Source organism: Intrasporangium sp., from assembly GCF_035688975.1.
Lineage (GTDB): Bacteria > Actinomycetota > Actinomycetes > Actinomycetales > Dermatophilaceae > CALMNV01.
Genome location: NZ_DASSMH010000037.1, coordinates 1 through 21,076, shown reverse-complemented (window position 1 = coordinate 21,076; position 21,076 = coordinate 1). Strand labels below are relative to the sequence as shown.

The window sequence follows — 21,076 nt, the reverse complement described above, 5'->3', positions numbered from 1 at the left end:
CATGAGGCTCGTCGCGATGTCGCCACCGGTGGCGCCGCCGTAGGCCCGCTGGTAGCCGGTCTTGTCGTAGGCGAGCAGCACGGCCTTGCGGCAGTCGAGGTTGTCGAAGGGCGCGACGTCCGTGTTGACCTGCGCGTAGTTGGTCCGGGCCGTGGAGGGGTTGTCCGACTTGGCCTTGAGCTGCGGGTTGGCGAGGATCTTGCCCTGCGCCGCGGCCTGCACGCCGGTGCCGGCGATGTCGACGTCGAGGTCGCCGGACTGGAGCCGGTTGTCGAGGTCCGCGGCGTTGACCCCGATCTCCACCGTGATCTTGTCGGGCAGTGCCTTGCGGCCGGAGTCCGGGTCGGTCTTGGGGTCGTAGTTGGGGTTGCGGTCGAGCTCGAGCCGCTTGCCGGGTTGATAGGTCGTGAACTTGTACGGCCCGCTCGAGATCACGTGCTCCTTGTACTTCGCGCCGGTGTCCTTGGCCTGCGGGACCGGCGCCGTGGACGCGAGCTGGGCGAAGAAGTCGAAGCCCGAGAACGGCTTGCTGAGCTTGAAGACGATGGTCTTGTCGTCGGGAGTCTCGATGGACGTGACGCCCGCGAGACTCTTGTCCTTGTAGACCGAGTAGCCCTTCGGCACGCCGGCGAGGAAGTCGTTGAAGTAGGTGGGGCCATTGGGGAAGGTGTCCTTGTCCAGCGAGCGCGCCACGGCGTACTTGATGTCCTTGGTCGTGATGGGCGTGCCGTCCTCGTACTTCAGGCCGTCACGCAGGGTGTAGGTCCAGGTCTTGTTGCCGTCGCTGGCCTTGCCGAGGCTGGTCGCGAGGTCGGGGACGAGCTTGGTGCCCTCGGGTCCTGGAGCCGCCTTGAAGACGACGAGGGTGCGGGCGTAGTTGCGCAGGAAGTTCCACGACAGGCCGTAGTACGTGTCCCCCGGGTCCACGGAGTCCCAGTCACCGGTGGACCCGAACCGCAGCGTGCCGCCCTTGGTGTCCGACGGTCGGTAGACCGCGCTGACCGCCGCGTTGGCGACGGGCGTGGCGGCGTTGCCACCTCCTCCGGCCCCGCCGGAGCCGCCCGAGCCGGAGGGGGTGCCGCCGCCCCCACAGGCGGACACCACCAGAGCCAGGACGGCGCCGCCGGTCACGGCCATCATCCGTGTCGTCTTCATGCTGGTTCGAGCTCCTTGGGTTGGTTGGGTCAGGAACTGCGCTGTGCGGCTGGTCACCGCGACCGTGGGTCGAGGGCGTCCCGCAGGCCGTCCCCGAAGAGGTTGAAGGCAAGGACGGTGACGAAGATGGCGAGCCCGGACGGGAGGATGAACCACGGGTCGACCTGGTACCACTGAGCGGCGTCGGACAGCATCCCGCCCCACGTGGCCCGCGGCGGCTGGACGCCGACGCCGAGGTAGGACAGGGCGGCCTCGAAGAGGATGTTCGTCGGGATGAGCAGCGTGGCGTAGACGAGGATCGGCGCGACGAGGTTGGGCAGCAGTTCCCTGGTGAGGACATAGGGGGTGCGCGCCCCCAGGCTGCGGGCCGCGTCGACAAACTCCCGCTCGCGTAGCGACAGGGTCTGGCCGCGCACGATGCGCCCGATGTACGGCCAGTTGAAGAAGCCGATGATGAAGATGATGACCGCGATCCGCAGGGCGTCACCGCGCAGGCCGAAGGCGGCGTCGGGGATGACGCCGGCGAGGGCGAGGGCGAAGACGAGGAGCGGGAACGCCAGGAAGATGTCCATGAGCCGGCTGATGAGCGTGTCCACGACGCCGCCGAAGAAGGCGGAGATGACGCCCATCGTCGTGCCGATGACCACGGAGAGGAGCGTCGCGAGGAAGGCGATGAGGAGCGAGATCTGCGAGCCGTAGACGACGCGGCTGAACAGGTCGCGGCCGTTGACCGGCTCGACGCCGAAGAGGAAGTCCGACGACACCCCGCCGTAGGCCCCGATCGGCACCTGCGTGTCGGGGTTGATCAGCTCCTGGTGGAACTCGTTGGGAGGGTGGCCGAGCAGGCCCACGATGAGCGGCGCCGCCAGCGCGCAGACGATGAGGAAGGCGACGAAGAAGCCACCGGCGAGCGCCACCCGGTCCCGCTTGAAACGAGTCCACGCGATCTGCCCGAGCGAGCGGCCCTCGATCGGCCCCGCTCCGACCAGCACGGCCTCGGGCTCGGCCGACTGGGCACCGGGCTCGAGCTCGAGCGGCGTGCTCACGTGATGTCGCCTCCCTGCTCGTCGGACCTGGGTGAGGACACCACCCAGGGTCGCGCGTGCGGTCACCGCGCGGCTATCGGCCCATCATGGAGCGCTCCGCGCTCGGCAGCAACGGCGTTGGCCGAATCGTGACGCGTGCAGATTCTTCGGCGGCGCGACGCGGCAACGAAAGAATCTGGTCCTCCGTGTCGGTGCGGAGGGCGGACGCCCGGTCCCCCACGCCAGCCTCCGCGCGCCCCACGCCACCCTCGGCCCACACGGGACGACAATGGGCGCATGGCCACCCCGACAGGCAGCGAGGCGCAGGGTTCCGGCAGGGCCGGCGAGGGCCAGCAGGAGGAATGGTCGCCGGCCAGTGACGGTGACCCGGTCCCCGACGGGGCGGTCGTGGTCGGTCTCGACGGGTCCGAGAAGGACTCCGGGCCGCTCGCCTTCGCCGTGGCCGAGGCGCGCCGGGGCCCCGCACCGCTGCACCTCCTCAGCGCCCACGACATCCACGCCGGGCTCATCGGCTCGTGGGACGCCGGCTTCCTGCCGATCGGGATGGATCTCGAGCTCGCCACGGCCCGTGAGGCGGCGCTGGCACGTGCGGTCGAACGGCTGCACGCCGACGCACCGGACCTCCCGGTGACGGCCAGCCACCCCTGGGCGACGCCGTCGCAGGCCCTCCTCGACGCGGCGGCCGCCGCCCGACTCGTCGTCGTCGGCAGCGGCCGCAGCGGCCGCAGCGGCCCGGTGGACACCGTGCGCCTGGGCACGACCTCTCTCGACACCGCCATGCACGCGCGTTGCCCGGTCGCCGTCGTGGGGGCCGACCCCGGGATCCAGGGCCACGTCGTCGTCGGCGTCGACGGCAGCGCGCACAGCCTCACGGCGGTCGCGTATGCCGCCGAGGCCGCCGCCGCGCGGGGACAGCGCCTCGTCGTCGTGGCCACGTGGTGGCTGGAGGTCGTCGACGGCATGGTCGTCACCGAGGTCGGGACGCCGGAGTGGGAGGTCGTCGAGCAACGGCACCGGCACATGGCCGACGACGCGGTGGCGCCGAGCCGAGCGGCATACCCGGACCTCCCGGTCGAGGTCGTCGTGCGCAACGCCCGCCCGGTCGCCGCCCTGCTCGAGGCCGCGGAGGGCGCCGCCCTGCTCGTCGTCGGCAGCCGCGGGCGCGGCGGCTTCGCGGGCATGAGCCTCGGCTCGGTCAGCCACAAGGTCCTGCAGCGCGCCACCTGCCCCGTCGTCGTGACCAAGGCACGGCAACGGTGACCCGCCCCGGCGTTCGAGGTAATCGGCGACCGCATCCGGTCGGGGAGTACCTCGAACGCGGAGGCGGCCGGTCTGGTCGGGCCCCATCGCCGTGCGACCATCGTGCCGGCATGAACTCGCGCCCCGATCCCGCCCAGCCGCCCGCGCCCGTCCTGCTCGTCGTCGGGGCGGCGCTCGTCGACGACGTCGAGCGGCCGACGCGGCTGCTCGCCGCCCGCCGCTCCGCTCCGGCCGCCCTCGCGGGCGGCTGGGAGCTGCCCGGCGGCAAGGTCGACGCGGGGGAGTCGCCGCTCGCCGCGCTGCACCGCGAGCTCGTCGAGGAGCTCGGCGTGCAGGTCGTCCTGGGTCCCCACGTGCCCGGCCCCCGCTCCGGGTCGACGTGGCCGCTCGGCGACCACTACGAGATGCTCGTGTGGCTGGCCAGCGTGGAGACCGGCGTGCCCACGCCGCTCGAGGACCACGACGAGCTGCGGTGGCTGGCGCTCGACGAGCTGTATGCCGTGCCCTGGCTGCCCGCGGACCTGCCCATCGTGCGGCGGGTGGAGGCCCGCATGCGGGACGTGGTCGGGAGGCCCACGAATCCCTGAGAGAATGCTGCTCATGTCTTTGAAGACCCGCGCGGACATCCGCAACGTCGCCATCGTGGCCCACGTCGACCACGGGAAGACCACCCTCGTCGACAAGATGCTCTGGCAGTCCGGGGCCTTCGGCGAGCACCAGCACGTCGACGAGCGGGCGATGGACTCCGGTGACCTCGAGCGCGAGAAGGGCATCACCATCCTCGCGAAGAACACGGCGGTGCACTACACGGGCAAGGCGGCCATCGACCGGGGCCTCCCCGACGGCGTCACCATCAACATCATCGACACCCCGGGCCACGCCGACTTCGGCGGCGAGGTCGAGCGCGGCCTGTCCATGGTCGACGGCGTGGTCCTGCTCGTCGACGCCTCCGAGGGCCCGCTGCCCCAGACCCGCTTCGTGCTGCGCAAGGCGCTGGCGGCGAAGATGCCGGTCATCCTCTGCATCAACAAGGTCGACCGTCCCGACTCGCGCATCGCCGAGGTCGTCGACGAGGCCTACGAGCTCTTCCTCGACCTCGACGCGACCGAGGAGCAGATCGACTTCCCGATCGTCTACGCCTCGGCCAAGGCCGGCCGGGCGTCGAGAAACCGTCCCGACAACGGTGGCCTGCCCGACGGTGACGACCTCGAGGCGCTCTTCGACACGATCCTCGAGACGATCCCGGCCCCCACCTACGACGACGAGGCGCCGCTGCAGGCCCATGTCACCAACCTCGACGCGTCCAACTTCCTCGGTCGCCTGGCCCTGCTGCGCGTCTTCAACGGCACCATCACCAAGGGCCAGCAGGTCATATGGTGCCGCCACGACGGCTCGCAGCAGCGGGTCAAGATCACCGAGCTGCTCATGACCGAGGCGCTCGAGCGCAAGCCCGCGGAGCAGGCCCGCCCCGGGGACATCATCGCCGTCGCCGGCATACCCGACATCACGATCGGCGAGACGCTGGCCGACCCCGACAACCCCGTCCCGCTCCCGCTCATCACCGTCGACGAGCCGGCCATCTCCATGACGATCGGCACGAACACCAGCCCCATGGTCGGCCGCGTCCGCCGCTCGAAGGTGACGGCCCGCATGGTCAAGGACCGGCTCGACAAGGAGCTCGTCGGCAACGTCTCGCTGCGCATCCTGCCCACCGAGCGCCCCGACGCGTGGGAGGTCCAGGGCCGCGGCGAGCTCGCCCTCGCCATCCTCGTCGAGCAGATGCGTCGCGAGGGCTACGAGCTGACCGTCGGCAAGCCGCAGGTCGTGACCCGAGAGGTCGACGGCAAGGTGCACGAGCCGGTGGAGCGCCTCACCATCGACACGCCCGAGGAGTTCCTCGGCCCGATCACCCAGATCATGGCCGCGCGCAAGGGCCGCATGGAGCAGATGACCAACCACGGCACCGGCTGGATCCGCATGGAGTTCCTGGTGCCGTCCCGTGGCCTCATCGGCTTCCGCACCGAGTTCCTCACGGAGACCCGCGGCACCGGCATCGCCCACCACGTCTTCGAGGACTACGAGCCGTGGTTCGGCACCATCACCACCCGCACGAGCGGCTCCCTGGTGTCCGACCGCACCGGTGTCGTCACGGCCTACGCCATGGTCAACCTCCAGGAGCGCGGCGTCCTCTTCGTCGAGCCGACGACCGAGGTCTACGAGGGCATGATCGTCGGCGAGAACTCCCGCGCCGACGACATGGACGTCAACATCACCAAGGAGAAGAAGCTCACCAACGTGCGTGCCTCCTCCTCGGACAACTTCGAGAAGATCGTGCCCCCGCGCAAGCTCAGCCTCGAGCAGTCCCTCGAGTTCTGTCGCGAGGACGAGTGCGTCGAGGTGACGCCGGAGGCCGTGCGCATCCGCAAGGTCGTGCTCGACGCGACCGAGCGGGCCCGCACGGCCGCGCGGGCCCGGTCGGCGGCACGCGCCGAGGCGTGAGGCCCCGGCGGCCTCGTCGCCTGCTGTTCGTGCACGCGCACCCCGACGACGAGACCCTGACGTGCGGCGTCACCATCGCCCACCACGTGGCGCTCGGCGACGAGGTGACGGTCCTCACGTGCACCCTCGGCGAGGAGGGCGAGGTGATCCCCCCGGAGCTGCACCACCTCGAGGGACACCCCGACGACCTGCTCGGCGCCTACCGCCACGGGGAGCTCGTGCTGGCCATGGCGCGGATCGGCGCCCGGCTGCGCGTCCTGGGCGCGGACCCGGCCCGGGGGCGCCTGTCCCGCTACCGAGACTCCGGGATGGCGGGGTCTGCGGCGGCGGACCGGCCGGAGGCGTTCGCCCGGTGCGACCCGCAGGAGCCGGCGGCGCTCGTCGCGGCCGTCCTGCGGGAGCTGCGACCCGACGCCGTGGTGACCTACGACGTGCACGGCGGCTACGGCCATCCCGACCACATCGCGACGCACCGGGTGACCCGCGCCGCCCTCGCGCTCCTCACGCAGGACGAGCTGCCCGCGCGCACCTTCGAGATCCTCACGCCCCGCAGCTGGGCCGAGGCGGACCGGGCCTGGCTGCGCGCCCACCGCCCGGCGGCATACGGTCTGCGGGTCCCGGGTGCGGACGAGCCCTACCCACCCTCCGTGGTGTCCGACGAGCTGGTCACCCACGTGGTCGAGGACGCCGCGGCGCGAGCGGTGAAGAACGACGCGCTGCGCGCCCACCGTACCCAGGTGATCGTCGTGAGCGAGGACGTGCACGCCCTGTCCAACCGCATCGCGGCACGCACCGGCAGCCGGGAGGGCTTCCGCCGGGTCGAGCCCCGGACATGGCGCACGGTGCCCGCCACGCAGCCCGCCACGGTGCCTGCGCCGGCCAGGTGGCGGGATGGGCTCTTCGCCTGACCTGCCGGTCGCCTTCCGGGGCGGTGGGGGTCGTCCGCCCGAGTCGGCGCGTCGGGGCTCGGGACACGGGCTCGGCGGCCCGGCCGGGTTATGGTCCAAGGGACCTGTGGTCGGGGGTGAGACACGGGAGGGGCGATGGCGAGGTCGGAGGGGCGCGCGAACGCGCTGCGGCTGCTGCTCGCCCTGGTCGTCCTCGGGGGGGCCTACCTCACGCTCTGCTCCTGGTCCGCCGGCCACCTGCCCGCCGACCTCGCCGTGGGCGGCGTCCCGGTCGGCGGCATGTCGCCGGAGCAGGCCGTCGCCGCCCTGGACCGCTCGGCGGTCCGGCAGCGGGAGACCCCGATCGTCGTCACGGTGCCCGGGTCGGGCGAGTCCTTCGAGGTCGTCCCCGCCGACGCGGGTCTGGACTTCGACGCCGCCCGCTCCGTGGAGGGCCTGACCGGGTTCAGCCTCGACCCACGCACCATCTGGCGCCGGCTCACCGAGAGCGTCGAGGCGCCGCTGCTGACCCGCACCGACGACGACGCGCTCACGACCTACCTCACGGCCCGGGCCGCCCAGGTGCGGCAGCCGGCCACCGAGGGGGCGGTGGCCTTCACCGAGGGCAGGATCACCGTCACGTTGCCGCACCCCGGCCGGGCGCTCGACGTCCCGGGCACCAAGCTCGCGGTGCGGCGCGCGTTTCCCGACGCCACGCAGGCTCGCGCGGTCGTGACGGCCGTGGCGCCCACCGTCGGGGAGGAGGCGGTGCGGGCGGCGGCCGAGGGGTTCGCCGCCAAGGCGATGTCCGGACCGGTCAAGGTCGCGGCCGGCACCACGACCACGAGCCTGACCCCGGCACAGCTCGCCCCGGCCCTGTCGATGGTGCCCGACGGCCGGGGTGGGCTGGCGCCGCGGTTCGACGAGGCACGGCTCACCCGGCTGGTCCTCGACACCGTGCCGGTGCCCACGCGGGCCGCGCGCAACGCGACGTGGAGCTTCGTCGACGACCGGCCCCGCCTCGTGCCGTCCGTCGACGGTGCCGCCGTGGACGAGACGACCATCGCGCGGCAGGTTGTCGCCGCCCTCACCTCACCGGACCGCACCGCCCGGATCACGCCCGTGGCGACCCGGCCGGCGTTCTCCACCGCCGACGCGGACAAGGCCGGTGTCCGGGAGGTGGTCGCCGACTTCGCGTCACCCTTCCCGGCCGACGACCCGACGCGGACCAACAACCTCGTCGTCGCCACCAGGCGGATCAACGGCACCTACGTCCCACCGGGCGGGACGTTCAGCCTCAACGGCATCCTCGGCGAGCGGACGACGGACAAGGGGTATGCCGACGGCACCGTCATCATCGACGGTCGGCTCACCCGCGGGACCGGCGGTGGCGTGAGCCAGGTCTCGACGACGATCTACAACCTCGCCTACTTCGCCGGGGCCGACATCGTCGAGGCCACGCCGCACGCCTTCTTCATCCCCCGCTATCCGGAGGGCCGCGAGGCCACCGTCTACTGGCCCACGGTCGACAACAAGTGGAAGAACGACACGGCCTACGGGATGCTCCTGCAGACGTGGGTCGAGGGCGGCCAGGTGCGCGGGCGCGTGTGGAGCACCAAGGTGTGGGACGTCAAGTCGGTCAAGGGGGAGCGGCGCAACGTCAAGGAGCCGAGGACGGTGCGCGACGACTCGCCGACGTGCTACCCGCAGCAGCCCAACCCCGGCTTCGACGTCACGGTCGTGCGGCAGTGGTACCGGCCGGGCTCGCCCGCGCTGGTGCGGAGCGAGTCGTCCTCGACGCACTACATCCCGGAGGACCGCATCATCTGCACCAACCCGGCGGCCAGGCGGTAGGGGGCCACCTCAGGTCAACGTGGGGCGGGCTCCGCGCTCAGTGCAGCGGCAGGGGCGGCTCGACCCACCAGGGGCGCTCGTCGTGGGTGATCCGCACGACCCACTTGACCCAGTGGTAGCCGCGCCGGCCGGGGACCACGAGCCGCGCGGGCGACCCGTGGCCGGTGGAGAGGGGCGCGCCGCCGACGGCGGTGGCAAGGAGCAGGTCGTCGGTGAGCGGAAGCCGCCGGGAGTAACCCGTCGCGCTCGTGACCTCGACAGTTCCGGTGGTGCCCGGCGGCAGCAGGTCCGCCACGCGCACGCCCGACCACTCCTGCTCCGTCCACCACCCGCCGGTGCAGTCCAGGACGGCGGTCTGCCGGTCGTCCCAGCGGGCGAGCTCCTCCAGGGACCAGTCCCGGGAGGTGCCGCCGGCGGCGACGGTGAGCCGCCAGGATCGCGGGTCGATCCCGGGCGCCTGGTCGAAGAGCCACGACGTGGCCGGGACCGCGGCGGCCGAGGACGACGTGAGCCGGACGGAGCCGGTCGGTCGACGTATGCCGGGTGGGGTGGTCAGCGCGCCGGCGGTCTTGACGCCCGCCTCGAGGACGCCGGCCCCTGACGCGAGGACCCCGAGGCGCAGGAGCGTGCGCCGCGAGAGGTCGGACCGGCGGGCGCGGACCCGCCGGCGACGGGCGTGCGCCACCGTGAGGACGGCCGCGACGAGGCCCGCGCCGACGTGCACCTGCAGCGTCGTCACCGAGGGACCGAGGTCGAGCGCCCCGACGACGTGGGCGAGGCCGGTCACCAGGGCGACGACGACGGTGGCGGCCAGGGCCAGCGACGTCGTGCGACCTCGACGCCCCTTGCGTCGTAGGCCCCGGCGCACCACGACCGACTTCCACGGGATGAGGACGACCACCGCGAGGCTCACCGCTCCGTGCAGGGCCGCGACCGGCCCCACCGGCCCGCTGCCGACCAGGAACATGAGGAACCCCGACGCCGCGGCCACGGGCACCACGACCAACAGCGCGAGGTTCGCCCCGCGACCCCTCATCCGCCCACGGTAGTCGGCCCGTGCGGTCGCTGCGGGCGCGGGTCAGCAGGCGCGGAAGAACCGCTCGAGGACGCGCTGGCCGAAGCACAGCGCGCTGACGGGCACCCGCTCGTCCGCGCCGTGGAACATGGTGGGGAAGTCGAAGTCGGACGGCAGCTGCAGGGGGACGAAGCCGAAGCACTTCATGCCCAGCGTGGCGAAGTGCTTGGCGTCCGTCCCGATCGGCAGGCACGTCGGCACCGTGACGCCGTGCGGGTCTTCCGCGGCGAGTGCGGCGACGATCGCGTCGGGCACCGCCCCGGTGAAGGCCGTCTCCACGGCGGCGTTGGAGAAGACGGGCTCGACCGCGACGAGGTCGCCCAGGAGCTCCTCGATCTCGCTGTAGAACTCCGCCTCGTGGCCCGGCACGAAGCGTCCGTCGACCAGCGCCTCCGCCACGGGCGGGACGACGTTGTGCTGCAGCCCTGCGTGTAGCTCGGTGGCGTTGTACGTGTTGCGCAGGACGGGCACGAGGAGCTTGGCCAGGGGGCCCGTGGCGTGCAGGGCGGACTCCCCGTCCGGCGCGCCGTGCCACGTCTTCGCGGCCGCGACCAGGTCGGAGGTCGTCTCGCACGTGAGCACCCCGAAGTCGTGCCGCTCCAGGCGCTGCAGCGCCTCCGAGAGCCTGATGACCGGGTTGTCCGTGTGGAGCATGGACCCATGGCCCCCGGAGCCACGGGCCACGAGCCGCAGCCAGCCGATCCCCTTCTCGCCGGACTGGACGAGATAGGCACGTCGCCCCGGCGCGTACTCGTAGCTGAAGCCGCCGGCCTCCCCGATGGCCTCCGTGCACCCCTCGAGCAGGTCACGGTGGTGCTCCACGAGCCATCGGGCCCCCAGGCCACCTCCGAGCTCCTCGTCCGCGACGAACGCCAGCACGACGTCCCGTCGGGGACGCCATCCGCCGGCGAGGAGGCACCGCAGCGCCTCGAGCGTCATGGCCGCCATGTTCTTCATGTCGACCGCCCCGCGGCCCCACACGTAGCCGTCGCGGAGCTCGCCGGAGTGCGGGGGGACCGTCCAGGCGCTGGGGTCCGCAGGGACGACGTCGAGGTGGATGTGCACGAGCAGCGCCGGCAGCGTGGGGTCCGTGCCCTCGATGCGGGCCACGACGTTGGACCGGCGCGGCTCGGGCTCGAGCAGCACGGGGCGAAGCGACATGGAGGACAGCTCGGCGGCCACCCGTTCGGCCACCCCGCGCTCGAAAGGTCCGCGGACGGAAGAGTCGTGCCGGATGAGCTCCGAGCACAGCAGCGCGACCGCAGGCTCGTCGGAGGACGTGGCGGGCGGGGCCGCCGTGGGCTCGGGCTGGAGCGGCGGGGTCATCGGCTTCTTCCTCGGCTTCTTCCTCGGCGGGCGACTCGGGCCGTGCGCGGCGGGCGACCGTCGTTACGTTCACTATGTTGACGGGAGCATCGTCATAGTGGACGATTTCACCATGGAACTCAAGCCGGGTGCTCCGGGGCTGGGCGATGGGCAGGAACTGGCGGAGGACCAGGCCAAGCGGGCGATGACGGCTGCTGGGGCCCTGGTGCTCCAGATGCGCCGTGACGCCGGCTACAGCATCGCCACCCTCGCCACCATGGCCGACCTGAGTCCCGGACTGCTGAGCCAGATCGAGCGGGGACAGGGCAACCCCTCCCTGACCACCCTCATCAAGCTCTCCCAGGCGCTCAAGGTGCCGGTGGGCCGCTTCTTCGGGGCCGATGCGGAGGCTGGAGCGCTCGTGCGCCGCGATGCCCGCCGGCGGCTCCACGTCGCCGAGGACAACCTCGTCTACGAGATGCTGACGCCGCACATGCATGGACAGCTCGGCATGCTGCGGGCGCAGATCGCCGCCGGATGGGACAACGAGTCCGCCCCCTTCAAGCACCCGGGCGAGGAGTGCGTCATCGTCCTGGAGGGAACCCTGCACGTATGGGTCAACGGGACCCGCTACGAGGTGCACGAAGGCGACTCCCTCACGTACGACTCGGCGCTGCCGCACTGGTATCGCAACCCCACGGACCGCGATGCGGTGCTCATCGGCGCCATGACGCCGCCCTCCTTCTGACCCGCCTCGACCCGCCGTGGCCCTCGACCGAACCGCCCTGTGCACACCCGAAAGGCTGCTTCCATGACCTTCTCCATCGCTGCCCGTTGTCCCCGCACCGGCATGGCCGGGGTTGCCGTGTCGACGGCCGTTCCGGCCGTGGGCGCGCTCTGCGCCTTCGGCGCCCCCGGAGTGGGAGCGGTTGCGACACAGTCCTGGGTCAACCCCTACCTCGGCATCGACGGCGTCGAGCTGCTGCGTCAGGGCCTCGGGGCCGAGGAGGTGGTGAGCCGGCTCGTCAGCGAGGATCCCGGCCGCGAGGTGCGACAGCTCGGTGTCGTGGACCGGCGCGGCGGAGCCGCGACGTGGAGCGGCTCCCAGTGCACCGGGTGGTTCGGCTCCCTGAGCGGCCCCGGCTACGCCATCCAGGGCAACATGCTGACCGGCGCTGAGACGTTGTCGGCCATGCAGGACAGCTTCCTCGCGAGTGCGGAGGAGGACCTGCCGGAGCGGCTCGTCCGGGCGCTCGAGGCCGGTCAGGCCGCGGGGGGCGACAAGCGTGGCCGCCAGTCAGCCGCCGTCAAGGTGTATGCCGCGCAGGAGTACCCCTACCTCGACCTGCGGGTCGACGAGCACGCCGACCCGGTGGCCGAGCTGCGCCGTGTCTTCGAGGTGGCCCGGCGCCAGTTGCTGCCCTTCATCGAGATGATGCCCAGCCGCGAGGACCCCATCGGCGGCCACGACCCCGCCGTGGAGGCGTTCATCCTGCTGCCGCCCGAGGAGCGGGCCCGCAGGTCGGCGTAGGTCGCCGCGCGCAGCCCCGACGTGTCGATCGTCGAGGGCAGCCTTTGGCATCAATTTAATGAATGAACCTTCTCCAGACTGTTGACACCTCTCCCCGCCCGTCAGAATAATGAAGGAACCGCCAACTCATTGGTGACCGACTCGGGTCGGTCCGGCTCCGGCCGGTGAGCCGGGGCGCTCTTCCTTCACGAAAGGTCCACGATGCCGAAGACCATCTGGCGCCGCCGCGCCACCACCATCGGCGCCGCAGCGTGCGCCGGCCTCCTCACGACGGCCCTCACCGCCTGCGGGGGCGGTGCCTTCAGCGGCGGCGGGTCCTCCGACAGCACCCAGGGCACCGGCCCCATCAGGATCGGCATGCTGCTGGACCAGACCGGCGAGCTGGCCTTGGCCGGCAAGCCCATGCAGAAGGCCGCGCAGATGGCCGTGGCCGACGTCAACGGCAAGGGCGGGGTGCTCGGTCGCAAGCTCGAGCTCGTCAGCTACGACCCCCAGTCCGACAACGCGAAGTATGCGCAGTACGCCAACCAGCTTGCCCAGCAGGACAAGGTCGACGTCGTCATGGGCGGCATCACCAGCGCCTCCCGGGAGGCGGTCCGTCCCGTCACCGACCGCGCCAAGACGCTCTACATGTACAACGAGCCCTACGAGGGCGGCGTGTGCGACAAGAACACCTTCCTCAACGGCGCCACGCTCGACCAGACCATCGCGCCGCTGATGCCGTGGGGCATCAAGAAGTACGGCCCGAAGGTCTACGTCGTCGCCGCGGACTACAACTTCGGGCACAACGCGGCCAAGTGGGTGCAGAAGCTGACGGCCGACGCGGGCGGGACCGTCCTCAACACCGAGTTCGTCCCGCTCAACGTGTCGGACTTCAACTCGATCATCAACCACATCCAGGCGGCCAAGCCCGACCTCGTGGCGTCGATGCTCGTCGGGACCAACCACGTGGCCTTCTACCGGGCGTATGCCGCGGCGGGGCTCAACGCGAGCACGCCGATCCTGTCCGAGACGTTCGGCCTGAGCGGCGAGCACGTCGTGCTCGACCCCAAGGAGGCCCGCAACATCTTCGTCGCCGCGTCGTACTACGCGGCGCTGGACCGCCCCGAGAACGCGGCCTTCAAGAAGCTCTGGCACGAGGCGAACGGCGCCGGATACCAGGAGCCGACGGCCCAGGACATCGACGTGTGGAACGGCATCCACATGTATGCCGACGCGGTCAAGAAGGCCGGCAGCGTCGAGCGGACCAAGGTCATCCAGAGCCTGGAGGGCGGGATCAGCTTCGACGGCCCCGGCGGCGCGGTGAGCGTCGACCCCAAGACCCACCACACCGTCTACGACGTGCACATCGCCAAGACCAACGACACGCACACCTTCGACATCGTCTCCACGACCGCCCAGGTCCAGCCCGCGTGGGAGCAGTCCGTGTGCGACCTCCAGTCGAAGCCCGACGTCAACAAGCAGTTCAGTCTCGACTGACCCCCTGACGGCGGAGCCGGCCCTCCTCCCCCGGGCCGGCTCCGCGAGGAGCCTTCCATGGATATGCCGCACGTCGCCGCGATCGCCCTGTCGGTCGTCAACAGCATCGCCCTGCTCGTCATCGTCTCCGTCGGGCTTGCCGTGATCTTCGGCATGATGGGCCTGATCAACCTCGCGCACGGCGAGTTCCTCATGCTCGGCGCGTACGCGACCGTGTCGTTCTACCGCCTGGGCATGAGCTTCTGGGTCGCGGCCGTCCTCGGCGCGCTCGCCGTCGGCCTCTTCGGCATCGTCATCGAGCGGGTGCTGGTGCGCTTCCTCTACGGGCGCCTCGCCGCGATGATGCTCGCCACGTGGGGGCTCAGCCTCATCCTGATCCAGGTGGTGACGTTGATCTACGGCACGAGCACGCACTCACTGCCCACGCCGTTGGGGTCGTTCACCATCGGGCCGTACTCCTTCTCCGACTACTCCGTCGTCGTCGACCTCGCGGCCGTGGCGATGCTCGGGCTCGTCTGGGTCGTGTTCACCAGGACGCGGTACGGCGTCATGGCCCGGGCGGCCACCCTCGACCCCACCATGGCCGCCGCCATCGGCATCGACGTGCGTCGCATCAACATGCTCACCTTCGGCTTCGGGGCGGCCCTCGCCGGCTTCGGTGGGGCCTTGCTCTCCGCCCTTGCCGGCGTCGTGCCCACCTTCGGCCAGCAGTACGTCGGCAACGCCTTCATGACCGTCATCTCCGGAGGTGCGGCCGTCCTGACGGGCACGGCATCCGCGTCCGCGCTCCTCGGTGGGGTGCAGGGGCTGGTCTCCAACGCGTCCACCGCCTTCTTCGGCTCCATCTCCCTGCTCCTCGTCGCCATCGTGCTGCTGCGGTTCATGCCCAACGGCATCAGCGGCAAGTGGGGCCGACGGTTCTGACCACGCTCGCATCCTCAAGAGGGGCACCATGAACGCAATTCTCGACCGGGCGAGGTCCATGCCGGGCCGGGTCGGCCTGGTCCTGCTCGCCGTCGTGGCGGCTGCTGCGGCCGCAGCCGGCTCGTCCTCCTTCCTCGCGCAGCAGTGGGCGCTGTGGGTCATCTTCGGCCAGCTGGCGGTCAGCCTCACCTTCGTGTGGGGCTACGGAGGGATCTTCAGCTTCGGCCAGGGGGCGCTGTTCGGGATCGGCTCCTACGCCTACGGCGTCTCGGCCATCAACCTGTCGGAGGTCACGGGCGAGACCTTCTCCTCGCTGCTCGTCGCCGGGGCCGTGGCGGGGCTCTTCGCCCTCCTGCTGGGCTACTTCATCTTCTACGGCAACGTCGGTGAGCTCTACGTCGGCATCATCACCCTCGCCGTGACGCTGGTGCTCCTGACGTTCATGTCGAGCACCGGGTCCCCGGAGTACCACATCGGGTCGGCCCTCTTCGGCGGCTACAACGGCATGGCGGGCATCCCCGCGCTCGGCACGGTCAGCGCCCCGCTCAACGCCGGGCTCCAGCTGATGTTCGTCGTCGGGCTTGCCGCCGTCGTCGTGCTCGGTCTGGACCAGCTCCTGCGCCGGCCCTTCGGCCGCACCCTCGTCGCCGTGCGGGACAACGAGCTGCGCTCGCAGCTGCTCGGCTACGACGTCCGGCGCGCCCGGCTCACGGCCTTCGTCGTCGGCGGAGTCGTCGCGGGCCTGGCGGGCGCCGAGTTCGCCGCCTGGGGGCAGTTCACGAACCCGGCGGTCTTCAGCCTGCAGCAGGCCGCCCTGGTGATCATCTGGGTGCTGGTCGGTGGTCGCCGCTCGCTGTTCGGCGCGTTCGTCGGGACCGTCGTCATCCAGGAGATCCAGACGATCATGGGAGGCACCGGTGGTGACCTCACCCCGATCGTGCTCGGCGGCATCATGATCCTCGTCGTGCTGCTCGCCCCCGAGGGGCTGCTGGCCGCCGTCCACTCCGGGCTGCGGCGGCTCGGCCTCGATGTCGGTCGCCGCCCGGCCGCCGCGCGCGGCGCGGGTGGACCGCTCGAGGAGGACCGTCCGCGCGACGCCGGGGAGCTGGTCGCGAGCGAGCTCACCAAGTCGTTCGGTGGGGTGCACGCGCTGACGCGGGTCTCGGCCACCTTCCCCCCGCGGACCGTCACCTCCCTCCTCGGCCCCAACGGTGCCGGCAAGAGCACCTTCTTCAGCCTGCTCGTCGGCCGCTACCCGGCGACGTCCGGCGAGATCCGCCTCAACGGCCAGGACATCACGCACCTGCCGCCCCATCGCCGCGCCCAGCTGGGGCTCGGCATCAAGACCCAGGTGCCGAGCGTCTACAACGAGATGACCATCCGGGAGAACGTCTGGCTCGCGGCCTACGCCAAGAGCCGTTCCGTAGGCCGCGCCGACGCGATCACCGCCGCCGTGCTGCGGGACTTCGGCATCGCCGAGCGGCAGGAGACGCTGGTCGGTGACCTGGCCCACGGCCAGCGCCAGTGGCTGGAGATCGCGATGGTCGTCGCCGGTCACCCGGAGGTCGTCCTCCTCGACGAGCCGACGGCCGGGATGACGCGCGAGGAGACCAGCCGCACGGTCCGGCTGGTGCAGGACCTCGCCAAGGGCGCCACGGTCGTCGTCGTCGAGCACGACATGGACTTCGTGCGCCAGCTGGGGTCCGACGTCGTCATGCTCCACCAGGGCCAGGTCTTCCGGCGCGGCTCCATCGAGGAGCTGCGCCACGACGAGCAGGTCCTCGACATCTACCTCGGTAAGGCGGCCATCGATGCTCCAGCTACGTGACGTCTCGGCGGGCTACGGCCGCACCCCGGTCCTGCACGGCATCGACCTCGAGGTCGGCGACGCCCAGCTCGTGGCGCTGCTCGGACGCAACGGGGTCGGCAAGACGACCCTGCTGCGCACCGTGAGTGGCGAGATCTCGTGCACGAGCGGCGAGATCCTCGTGGCGGGGCGCGCGGTGACCCGGCTCAAGGCTCACGAGCGCGCCCGGGCGGGGGTCGCCTACGTGCCGCAGGGTCGGCAGATCTTCTCCGAGCTGACCGTGCTCGACAACCTCCGGGTCGCCGGGTATGCCGCGCGCAAGCCGGGCTGGCAGGAGCTCGTCGAGGAGATGCTCGAGCAGTTCCCCATCCTGCGCGAGAAGCGGGACCAGGCCGGGTCGTCCCTCTCCGGGGGCCAGCAGCAGATCCTCGCGCTCGCGCGTGCTCTCGTCACCGCGCCGGACCTGCTCCTGCTCGACGAGCCGTCCGAGGGGATCCAGCCCTCGATCGTCCAGCAGATCGCCGCCGAGATCAAGGACATCAACAAGCGCCGCGGCATCACCGTGGTCATCGTCGAGCAGAACCTCGAGTTCGCGGCGTCGGTCGCGGACACGGCATACGTCATGGACAAGGGACGGATCGTCTCGAACCTCAAGACCGACCACCTGCTCTCCGACGTCTCGCTCCAGCACGAGCTGCTGGGGGTCTGACCCCGCCGCCGCCATCCCCCGGAGTCCGGAGGGGGCGGGGTCAGGTGGGCGGCGCGACGAGGTAGGCGTACTCGTGGTGGACCGCGAAGCCGAGCTGCTCCCAGAAGCGGACACCGGCCGCGTTGTGGGCCGAGACCTGCAGGTAGATGGCCGGCAGGTTGCTGTCTCGGGCGATCCCGGCGATCGCCGAGACGAGAGCGGTTGCCAGTCCGCGGCGCCGATGGTCGGGATGCACCCAGAGGCCGAAGACGCCGGCCCAGCCGGGGCTGACCGACATCCGGGCCAGTCCCACGACGAGCGAGGACGCCGGGTCGCGCACCGAGAGGAAGAGCTGGCCGTCGCTGCCCGTCAGCACCGCCTCGGTGGCGCCGGGGACGACGGAGCGCTGCTCCGCGTAGGCACGCAGCCACTCCGGGGTGAGCACGCCGTCGGTCACGACCGGCACGGCGTCGTCGGGCGCCGGCGGGACCGCCACCGACGCACCGGTCATGACGAGCGCGCGCTCCCACTCGGGCCGGTCACCGCCCACGGCGTAGCCACGGCCCAGCAGGGCCGCCCCCAGGGGCTGCTCGGCGGGGGCGAACCCGGCCGCCCCGGGGAGCTGGAAGACCGTCGGGAGGCCGCGGGCGGCATACCACTGCTCCGCGAACGTGATGGCCTCGCCAAGCGACAGGGGCGGATCCCCCACGGCGAGAACGGAATTGGCGCGTCCGGTGAAGCCGCCCGCCGCGCGCAGCAGCCACCTGCCGAGCTGTGCCTGCTCGACCGCCACCCAGCCACGGGCCATGAGCAGCTCGAGGTCGTCGATCCCGACCCGCTCGTGCGGCCGGCCGGCGCGGCTCGCGGGCGGTGGGACGTCCTTGGCGGCCACGACGTCCGAGCGCCGGACCGTCACCCGACCCCGCGCGGTATCGACCACGAGCCGCTCCGGGTCGCGGGCCAGGAGGACGCCGAGGACGTCCGTCGCGCCGGCCGCGGAGCCCTCGGGGAGGCGGTGGCGGACGACCACGCGGCCGCCGATCGTCAGGCGGGCGACCGGGTCCCCGGAGGGCGCCGCGCCCCCAGCCCCGGCCGCGGGAACCCCAGTCATGTCCGGCATACTAGGCGGTGCAGCACCTGGTCCCGCATGTCCCTAGAGCCGGAGGTCCGCTCTCTCATGACGTATGTCATCGCTCAGCCTTGTGTCGACCTGAAGGACAAGGCGTGCATCGAGGAGTGTCCGGTCGACTGCATCTACGAGGGCCGGCGCTCGCTCTACATCCACCCCGACGAGTGCGTCGACTGCGGTGCCTGCGAGCCGGTGTGCCCCGTGGAGGCGATCTACTACGAGGACGACGTGCCCGAGCAGTGGAGCGAGTACTACACGGCGAACGTCGAGTTCTTCAACGACCTCGGCAGCCCCGGCGGCGCGGCCAAGCTCGGGCTCATCGAGAAGGACCACCCCATCATCGAGGCGCTGCCGCCCCAGGAACACGACGAGTGAGCGTCTCGGGCCTTCCCGACTTCCCCTGGGACCTGCTCGACCCCTACAAGAAGCGGGCCGCGGCCCACCCGGACGGCATCGTCGACCTGTCGGTCGGCACCCCGGTGGACCCGACGCCGCCGGTGGTCCAGGCCGCGCTCGCCGACGCGGCGGACGCGCACGGCTACCCGCTCACCGTCGGGACCGAGGACGTGCGGGCCGCGGTCGTCGACTGGTTCGCCCGGCGACGTGGCGTCACCCTCACGGCGGACGCCGTGCTGCCCACCATCGGGAGCAAGGAGCTGGTGGCCTGGCTCCCGACGATCCTCGGCCTCGGCGCGGGTGACCTCGTCGGCATCCCGGCCGTCGCGTACCCGACCTACGACGTCGGGGCGCGGCTCGCGGGGGCGACCGCGGTCGTGGCGCAGTCGCTGACGAGCCTCGGGCCCCCCACGACGTCGACGACGCCCCGGCTCCTCTGGCTCAACAGCCCGGGCAACCCGGACGGCCGGGTCCTCGGCGTCCCGCACCTGGCCAAGGTGGTCCGCTGGGCCCGCGAGCACGGCGTCGTCGTCGCCAGCGACGAGTGCTACGCCGAGCTCGACTGGCGCCCGGGCGCGGACGGCTCGGCCACGCCCAGCATCCTGCACCCGGACGTGTGCGGGGACAGCCACGAGGGCCTGCTCGCGGTCTACTCCCTGTCCAAGCAGTCCAACGTCGCGGGCTACCGCGCCGCCTTCGTCGCGGGCGACCGCGCGCTGGTGCGCGGCATCCTCGAGGTCCGCAAGCACGCCGGGATGATGATGCCGGCGCCCGTGCAGGCGGCCATGGCCGCCGCCCTCCGGGACGACGCCCACGTCGCGGCCCAGCGCGAGACCTACCGCCGCCGCCGGGACACGCTGCTTCCGGCGGTCGCCCGAGCGGGCCTGCGGGTGGAGGTGTCCGAGGCCGGCCTCTACCTGTGGGCCACCCGGGACGAGGACTGCTGGCAGACGGTGTCCGCGCTGGCCGACCGAGGCATCCTCGTCGCCCCGGGCGCCTTCTACGGGCCCGCCGGCGCCCGGCACGTGCGAATAGCCCTCACGGCGACCGACGAGCGCGTCGCCGCGGCGGCCGCCAGGCTCTGACGCTCGGCGACGAGGCCCACCTCCGGTGCCCGGCGCCAAGCCGGCTGGGGTAACGTCCCGTGCTGAAACGTCCGGCCACTCGCCGGACCTTTAGGAGGGGATCAACTGTGAACACAGCCAAGGACGGAACCCTCAGGGTCGGCGACAAGGACGTCACCTTCCCCGGGGTGTCCGCGGTCGAGGGCAACGACGGCCTCTCGGTCAGCTCGCTCCTGAAGGAGACCGGGCTCGTGACCTACGACGTCGGGTTCGTCAACACCGCCTCGTGCCGGAGTGCGATCACCTACATCGACGGCGACCAGGGCATCCTCCGCTACCGCGGCTACCCGATCGACCAGCTTGCCTCGAAGTCGAGCTTCGTCGAGGTGTGCTACCTGCTCATCTACGGCAAGCTGCCGACGGCCGACGAGCTGACGGCCTTCGACGAGCTCATCCGCCGGCACACGATGCTCCACGAGGACCTGCGCGCCTTCTTCAACGGCTTCCCCCGCGACGCGCACCCGATGCCCGTGCTGTCCTCGGCCGTCTCGGCGCTCGGCACGTTCTACCAGGACAGCCTCGACCCCTTCGACGAGGAGCAGGTCGAGATCTCGACCATCCGACTGCTCGCGAAGCTGCCGACGATCGCGGCATACGCCCACAAGAAGAGCGTGGGGCAGCCCTTCCTCTACCCGGACAACTCGCTCAGCCTCACCGAGAACTTCCTGCGCATGACGTTCGGTCTCCCGGCCGAGCCCTACGACGTCGACCCGGTGGTCGTGGGCGCGCTGGACACCCTGCTCATCCTGCACGCCGACCACGAGCAGAACTGCTCCACCTCCACCGTCCGCCTCGTCGGCTCGGCGCACGCGAACATGTTCAACTCCATCTCGGCGGGCATCCACGCGCTCTCGGGTCCGCTCCACGGCGGCGCCAACCAGGCGGTGCTCGAGATGCTCGGCACGCTGCGCGAGTCG

At 71.6% G+C, this 21,076-nt stretch carries 19 protein-coding genes; 14 read left to right on the top strand and 5 right to left on the bottom strand.

The window, feature by feature from the left end; translation table 11 throughout:
• Both VFJ94_RS03895 and VFJ94_RS03890 read right to left on the bottom strand, forming a co-directional pair.
• The coding region (locus tag VFJ94_RS03895) for an ABC transporter substrate-binding protein (protein ID WP_325002879.1) at window positions 1-1,155 on the bottom strand (1,155 nt) is incomplete at its 3' end.
• Between the two features lie 53 nt (window positions 1,156-1,208).
• On the bottom strand, window positions 1,209-2,201 hold the full coding sequence (locus VFJ94_RS03890) for an ABC transporter permease (RefSeq protein ID WP_325002878.1): 993 nt from the start codon (window positions 2,199-2,201) through the stop codon (window positions 1,209-1,211).
• Between the two features lie 276 nt (window positions 2,202-2,477).
• On the opposite strand from VFJ94_RS03890, the gene VFJ94_RS03885 reads away from it, so the two are divergent.
• The 5 genes from VFJ94_RS03885 to VFJ94_RS03865 all read left to right on the top strand — a co-directional run bounded on the left by VFJ94_RS03885 (window position 2,478) and on the right by VFJ94_RS03865 (window position 8,701).
• Window positions 2,478-3,461: a universal stress protein gene (locus tag VFJ94_RS03885; RefSeq protein ID WP_325002877.1), complete on the top strand. Its 984-nt coding sequence runs from the start codon at window positions 2,478-2,480 to the stop codon at window positions 3,459-3,461.
• A 110-nt stretch (window positions 3,462-3,571) separates the two neighbouring features.
• Window positions 3,572-4,048: a (deoxy)nucleoside triphosphate pyrophosphohydrolase gene (locus tag VFJ94_RS03880; protein WP_325002876.1), complete on the top strand. Its 477-nt coding sequence runs from the start codon at window positions 3,572-3,574 to the stop codon at window positions 4,046-4,048.
• Window positions 4,049-4,061: 13 nt separating this feature from the next.
• Complete coding sequence (typA, locus tag VFJ94_RS03875; protein ID WP_325002875.1) at window positions 4,062-5,960, top strand: translational GTPase TypA; 1,899 nt, start codon at window positions 4,062-4,064, stop codon at window positions 5,958-5,960.
• 29 nt (window positions 5,961-5,989) lie between these two features.
• On the top strand, window positions 5,990-6,868 hold the full coding sequence (gene mshB, locus VFJ94_RS03870; protein WP_325002874.1) for an N-acetyl-1-D-myo-inositol-2-amino-2-deoxy-alpha-D-glucopyranoside deacetylase: 879 nt from the start codon (window positions 5,990-5,992) through the stop codon (window positions 6,866-6,868).
• Window positions 6,869-7,003: 135 nt separating this feature from the next.
• A complete protein-coding gene (locus VFJ94_RS03865; protein ID WP_325002873.1) occupies window positions 7,004-8,701 on the top strand; it encodes a VanW family protein in 1,698 nt (565 codons plus the stop codon).
• Between the two features lie 37 nt (window positions 8,702-8,738).
• Here the strand turns inward: VFJ94_RS03865 and VFJ94_RS03860 are convergent, their stop codons facing one another.
• Together VFJ94_RS03860 and VFJ94_RS03855 are read right to left on the bottom strand one after the other, a co-directional pair.
• Window positions 8,739-9,737 (bottom strand): molybdopterin-dependent oxidoreductase, encoded by a 999-nt coding sequence (locus tag VFJ94_RS03860; RefSeq protein WP_325002872.1) that lies wholly within the window; start codon window positions 9,735-9,737, stop codon window positions 8,739-8,741.
• A gap of 42 nt (window positions 9,738-9,779) precedes the next feature.
• A complete protein-coding gene (locus VFJ94_RS03855; protein WP_325002871.1) occupies window positions 9,780-11,102 on the bottom strand; it encodes a M20/M25/M40 family metallo-hydrolase in 1,323 nt (440 codons plus the stop codon).
• A 112-nt stretch (window positions 11,103-11,214) separates the two neighbouring features.
• On the opposite strand from VFJ94_RS03855, the gene VFJ94_RS03850 reads away from it, so the two are divergent.
• The 6 genes from VFJ94_RS03850 (at window position 11,215) to VFJ94_RS03825 (ending at window position 17,531) form a co-directional block, all read left to right on the top strand.
• Entirely contained in the window at window positions 11,215-11,829 is a 615-nt protein-coding gene (locus tag VFJ94_RS03850) for an XRE family transcriptional regulator (RefSeq protein WP_325002870.1), read from the top strand.
• A 63-nt stretch (window positions 11,830-11,892) separates the two neighbouring features.
• The gene (locus tag VFJ94_RS03845) at window positions 11,893-12,612 is read left to right on the top strand and encodes a DUF1028 domain-containing protein (protein ID WP_325002869.1); all 720 of its coding nucleotides are present in this window, start codon (window positions 11,893-11,895) and stop codon (window positions 12,610-12,612) included.
• Between the two features lie 201 nt (window positions 12,613-12,813).
• Window positions 12,814-14,091 carry a transporter substrate-binding protein gene (locus tag VFJ94_RS03840; RefSeq protein ID WP_325002868.1) on the top strand — a complete coding sequence of 426 codons (1,278 nt, stop codon included), beginning with the start codon at window positions 12,814-12,816 and terminating at the stop codon, window positions 14,089-14,091.
• Window positions 14,092-14,148: 57 nt separating this feature from the next.
• The gene (locus VFJ94_RS03835; protein WP_325002867.1) at window positions 14,149-15,015 is read left to right on the top strand and encodes an ABC transporter permease subunit; all 867 of its coding nucleotides are present in this window, start codon (window positions 14,149-14,151) and stop codon (window positions 15,013-15,015) included.
• Window positions 15,016-15,043: 28 nt separating this feature from the next.
• On the top strand, window positions 15,044-16,843 hold the full coding sequence (locus VFJ94_RS03830) for an ABC transporter permease subunit (protein WP_325002866.1): 1,800 nt from the start codon (window positions 15,044-15,046) through the stop codon (window positions 16,841-16,843).
• Window positions 16,827-17,531, top strand: a complete 705-nt coding sequence (locus tag VFJ94_RS03825; protein ID WP_325002865.1) for an ABC transporter ATP-binding protein — start codon at window positions 16,827-16,829, stop codon at window positions 17,529-17,531. The genes VFJ94_RS03830 and VFJ94_RS03825 overlap by 17 nt, the downstream gene beginning before the upstream one ends.
• Before the next feature lie 40 nt (window positions 17,532-17,571).
• Here VFJ94_RS03825 and VFJ94_RS03820 read toward each other — a convergent pair whose 3' ends face one another.
• Entirely contained in the window at window positions 17,572-18,621 is a 1,050-nt protein-coding gene (locus tag VFJ94_RS03820; protein ID WP_325002864.1) for a GNAT family N-acetyltransferase, read from the bottom strand.
• A gap of 66 nt (window positions 18,622-18,687) precedes the next feature.
• On the opposite strand from VFJ94_RS03820, the gene fdxA reads away from it, so the two are divergent.
• The 3 genes from fdxA to VFJ94_RS03805 form a co-directional block, all read left to right on the top strand.
• Complete coding sequence (gene fdxA, locus VFJ94_RS03815) at window positions 18,688-19,014, top strand: ferredoxin (RefSeq protein WP_325002863.1); 327 nt, start codon at window positions 18,688-18,690, stop codon at window positions 19,012-19,014.
• On the top strand, window positions 19,011-20,120 hold the full coding sequence (gene dapC / locus VFJ94_RS03810) for a succinyldiaminopimelate transaminase (RefSeq protein ID WP_325002862.1): 1,110 nt from the start codon (window positions 19,011-19,013) through the stop codon (window positions 20,118-20,120). The genes fdxA and dapC overlap by 4 nt, the downstream gene beginning before the upstream one ends.
• Before the next feature lie 107 nt (window positions 20,121-20,227).
• On the top strand, window positions 20,228-21,076 hold an 849-nt coding region (locus VFJ94_RS03805; protein ID WP_325002861.1), incomplete at its 3' end, for a citrate/2-methylcitrate synthase.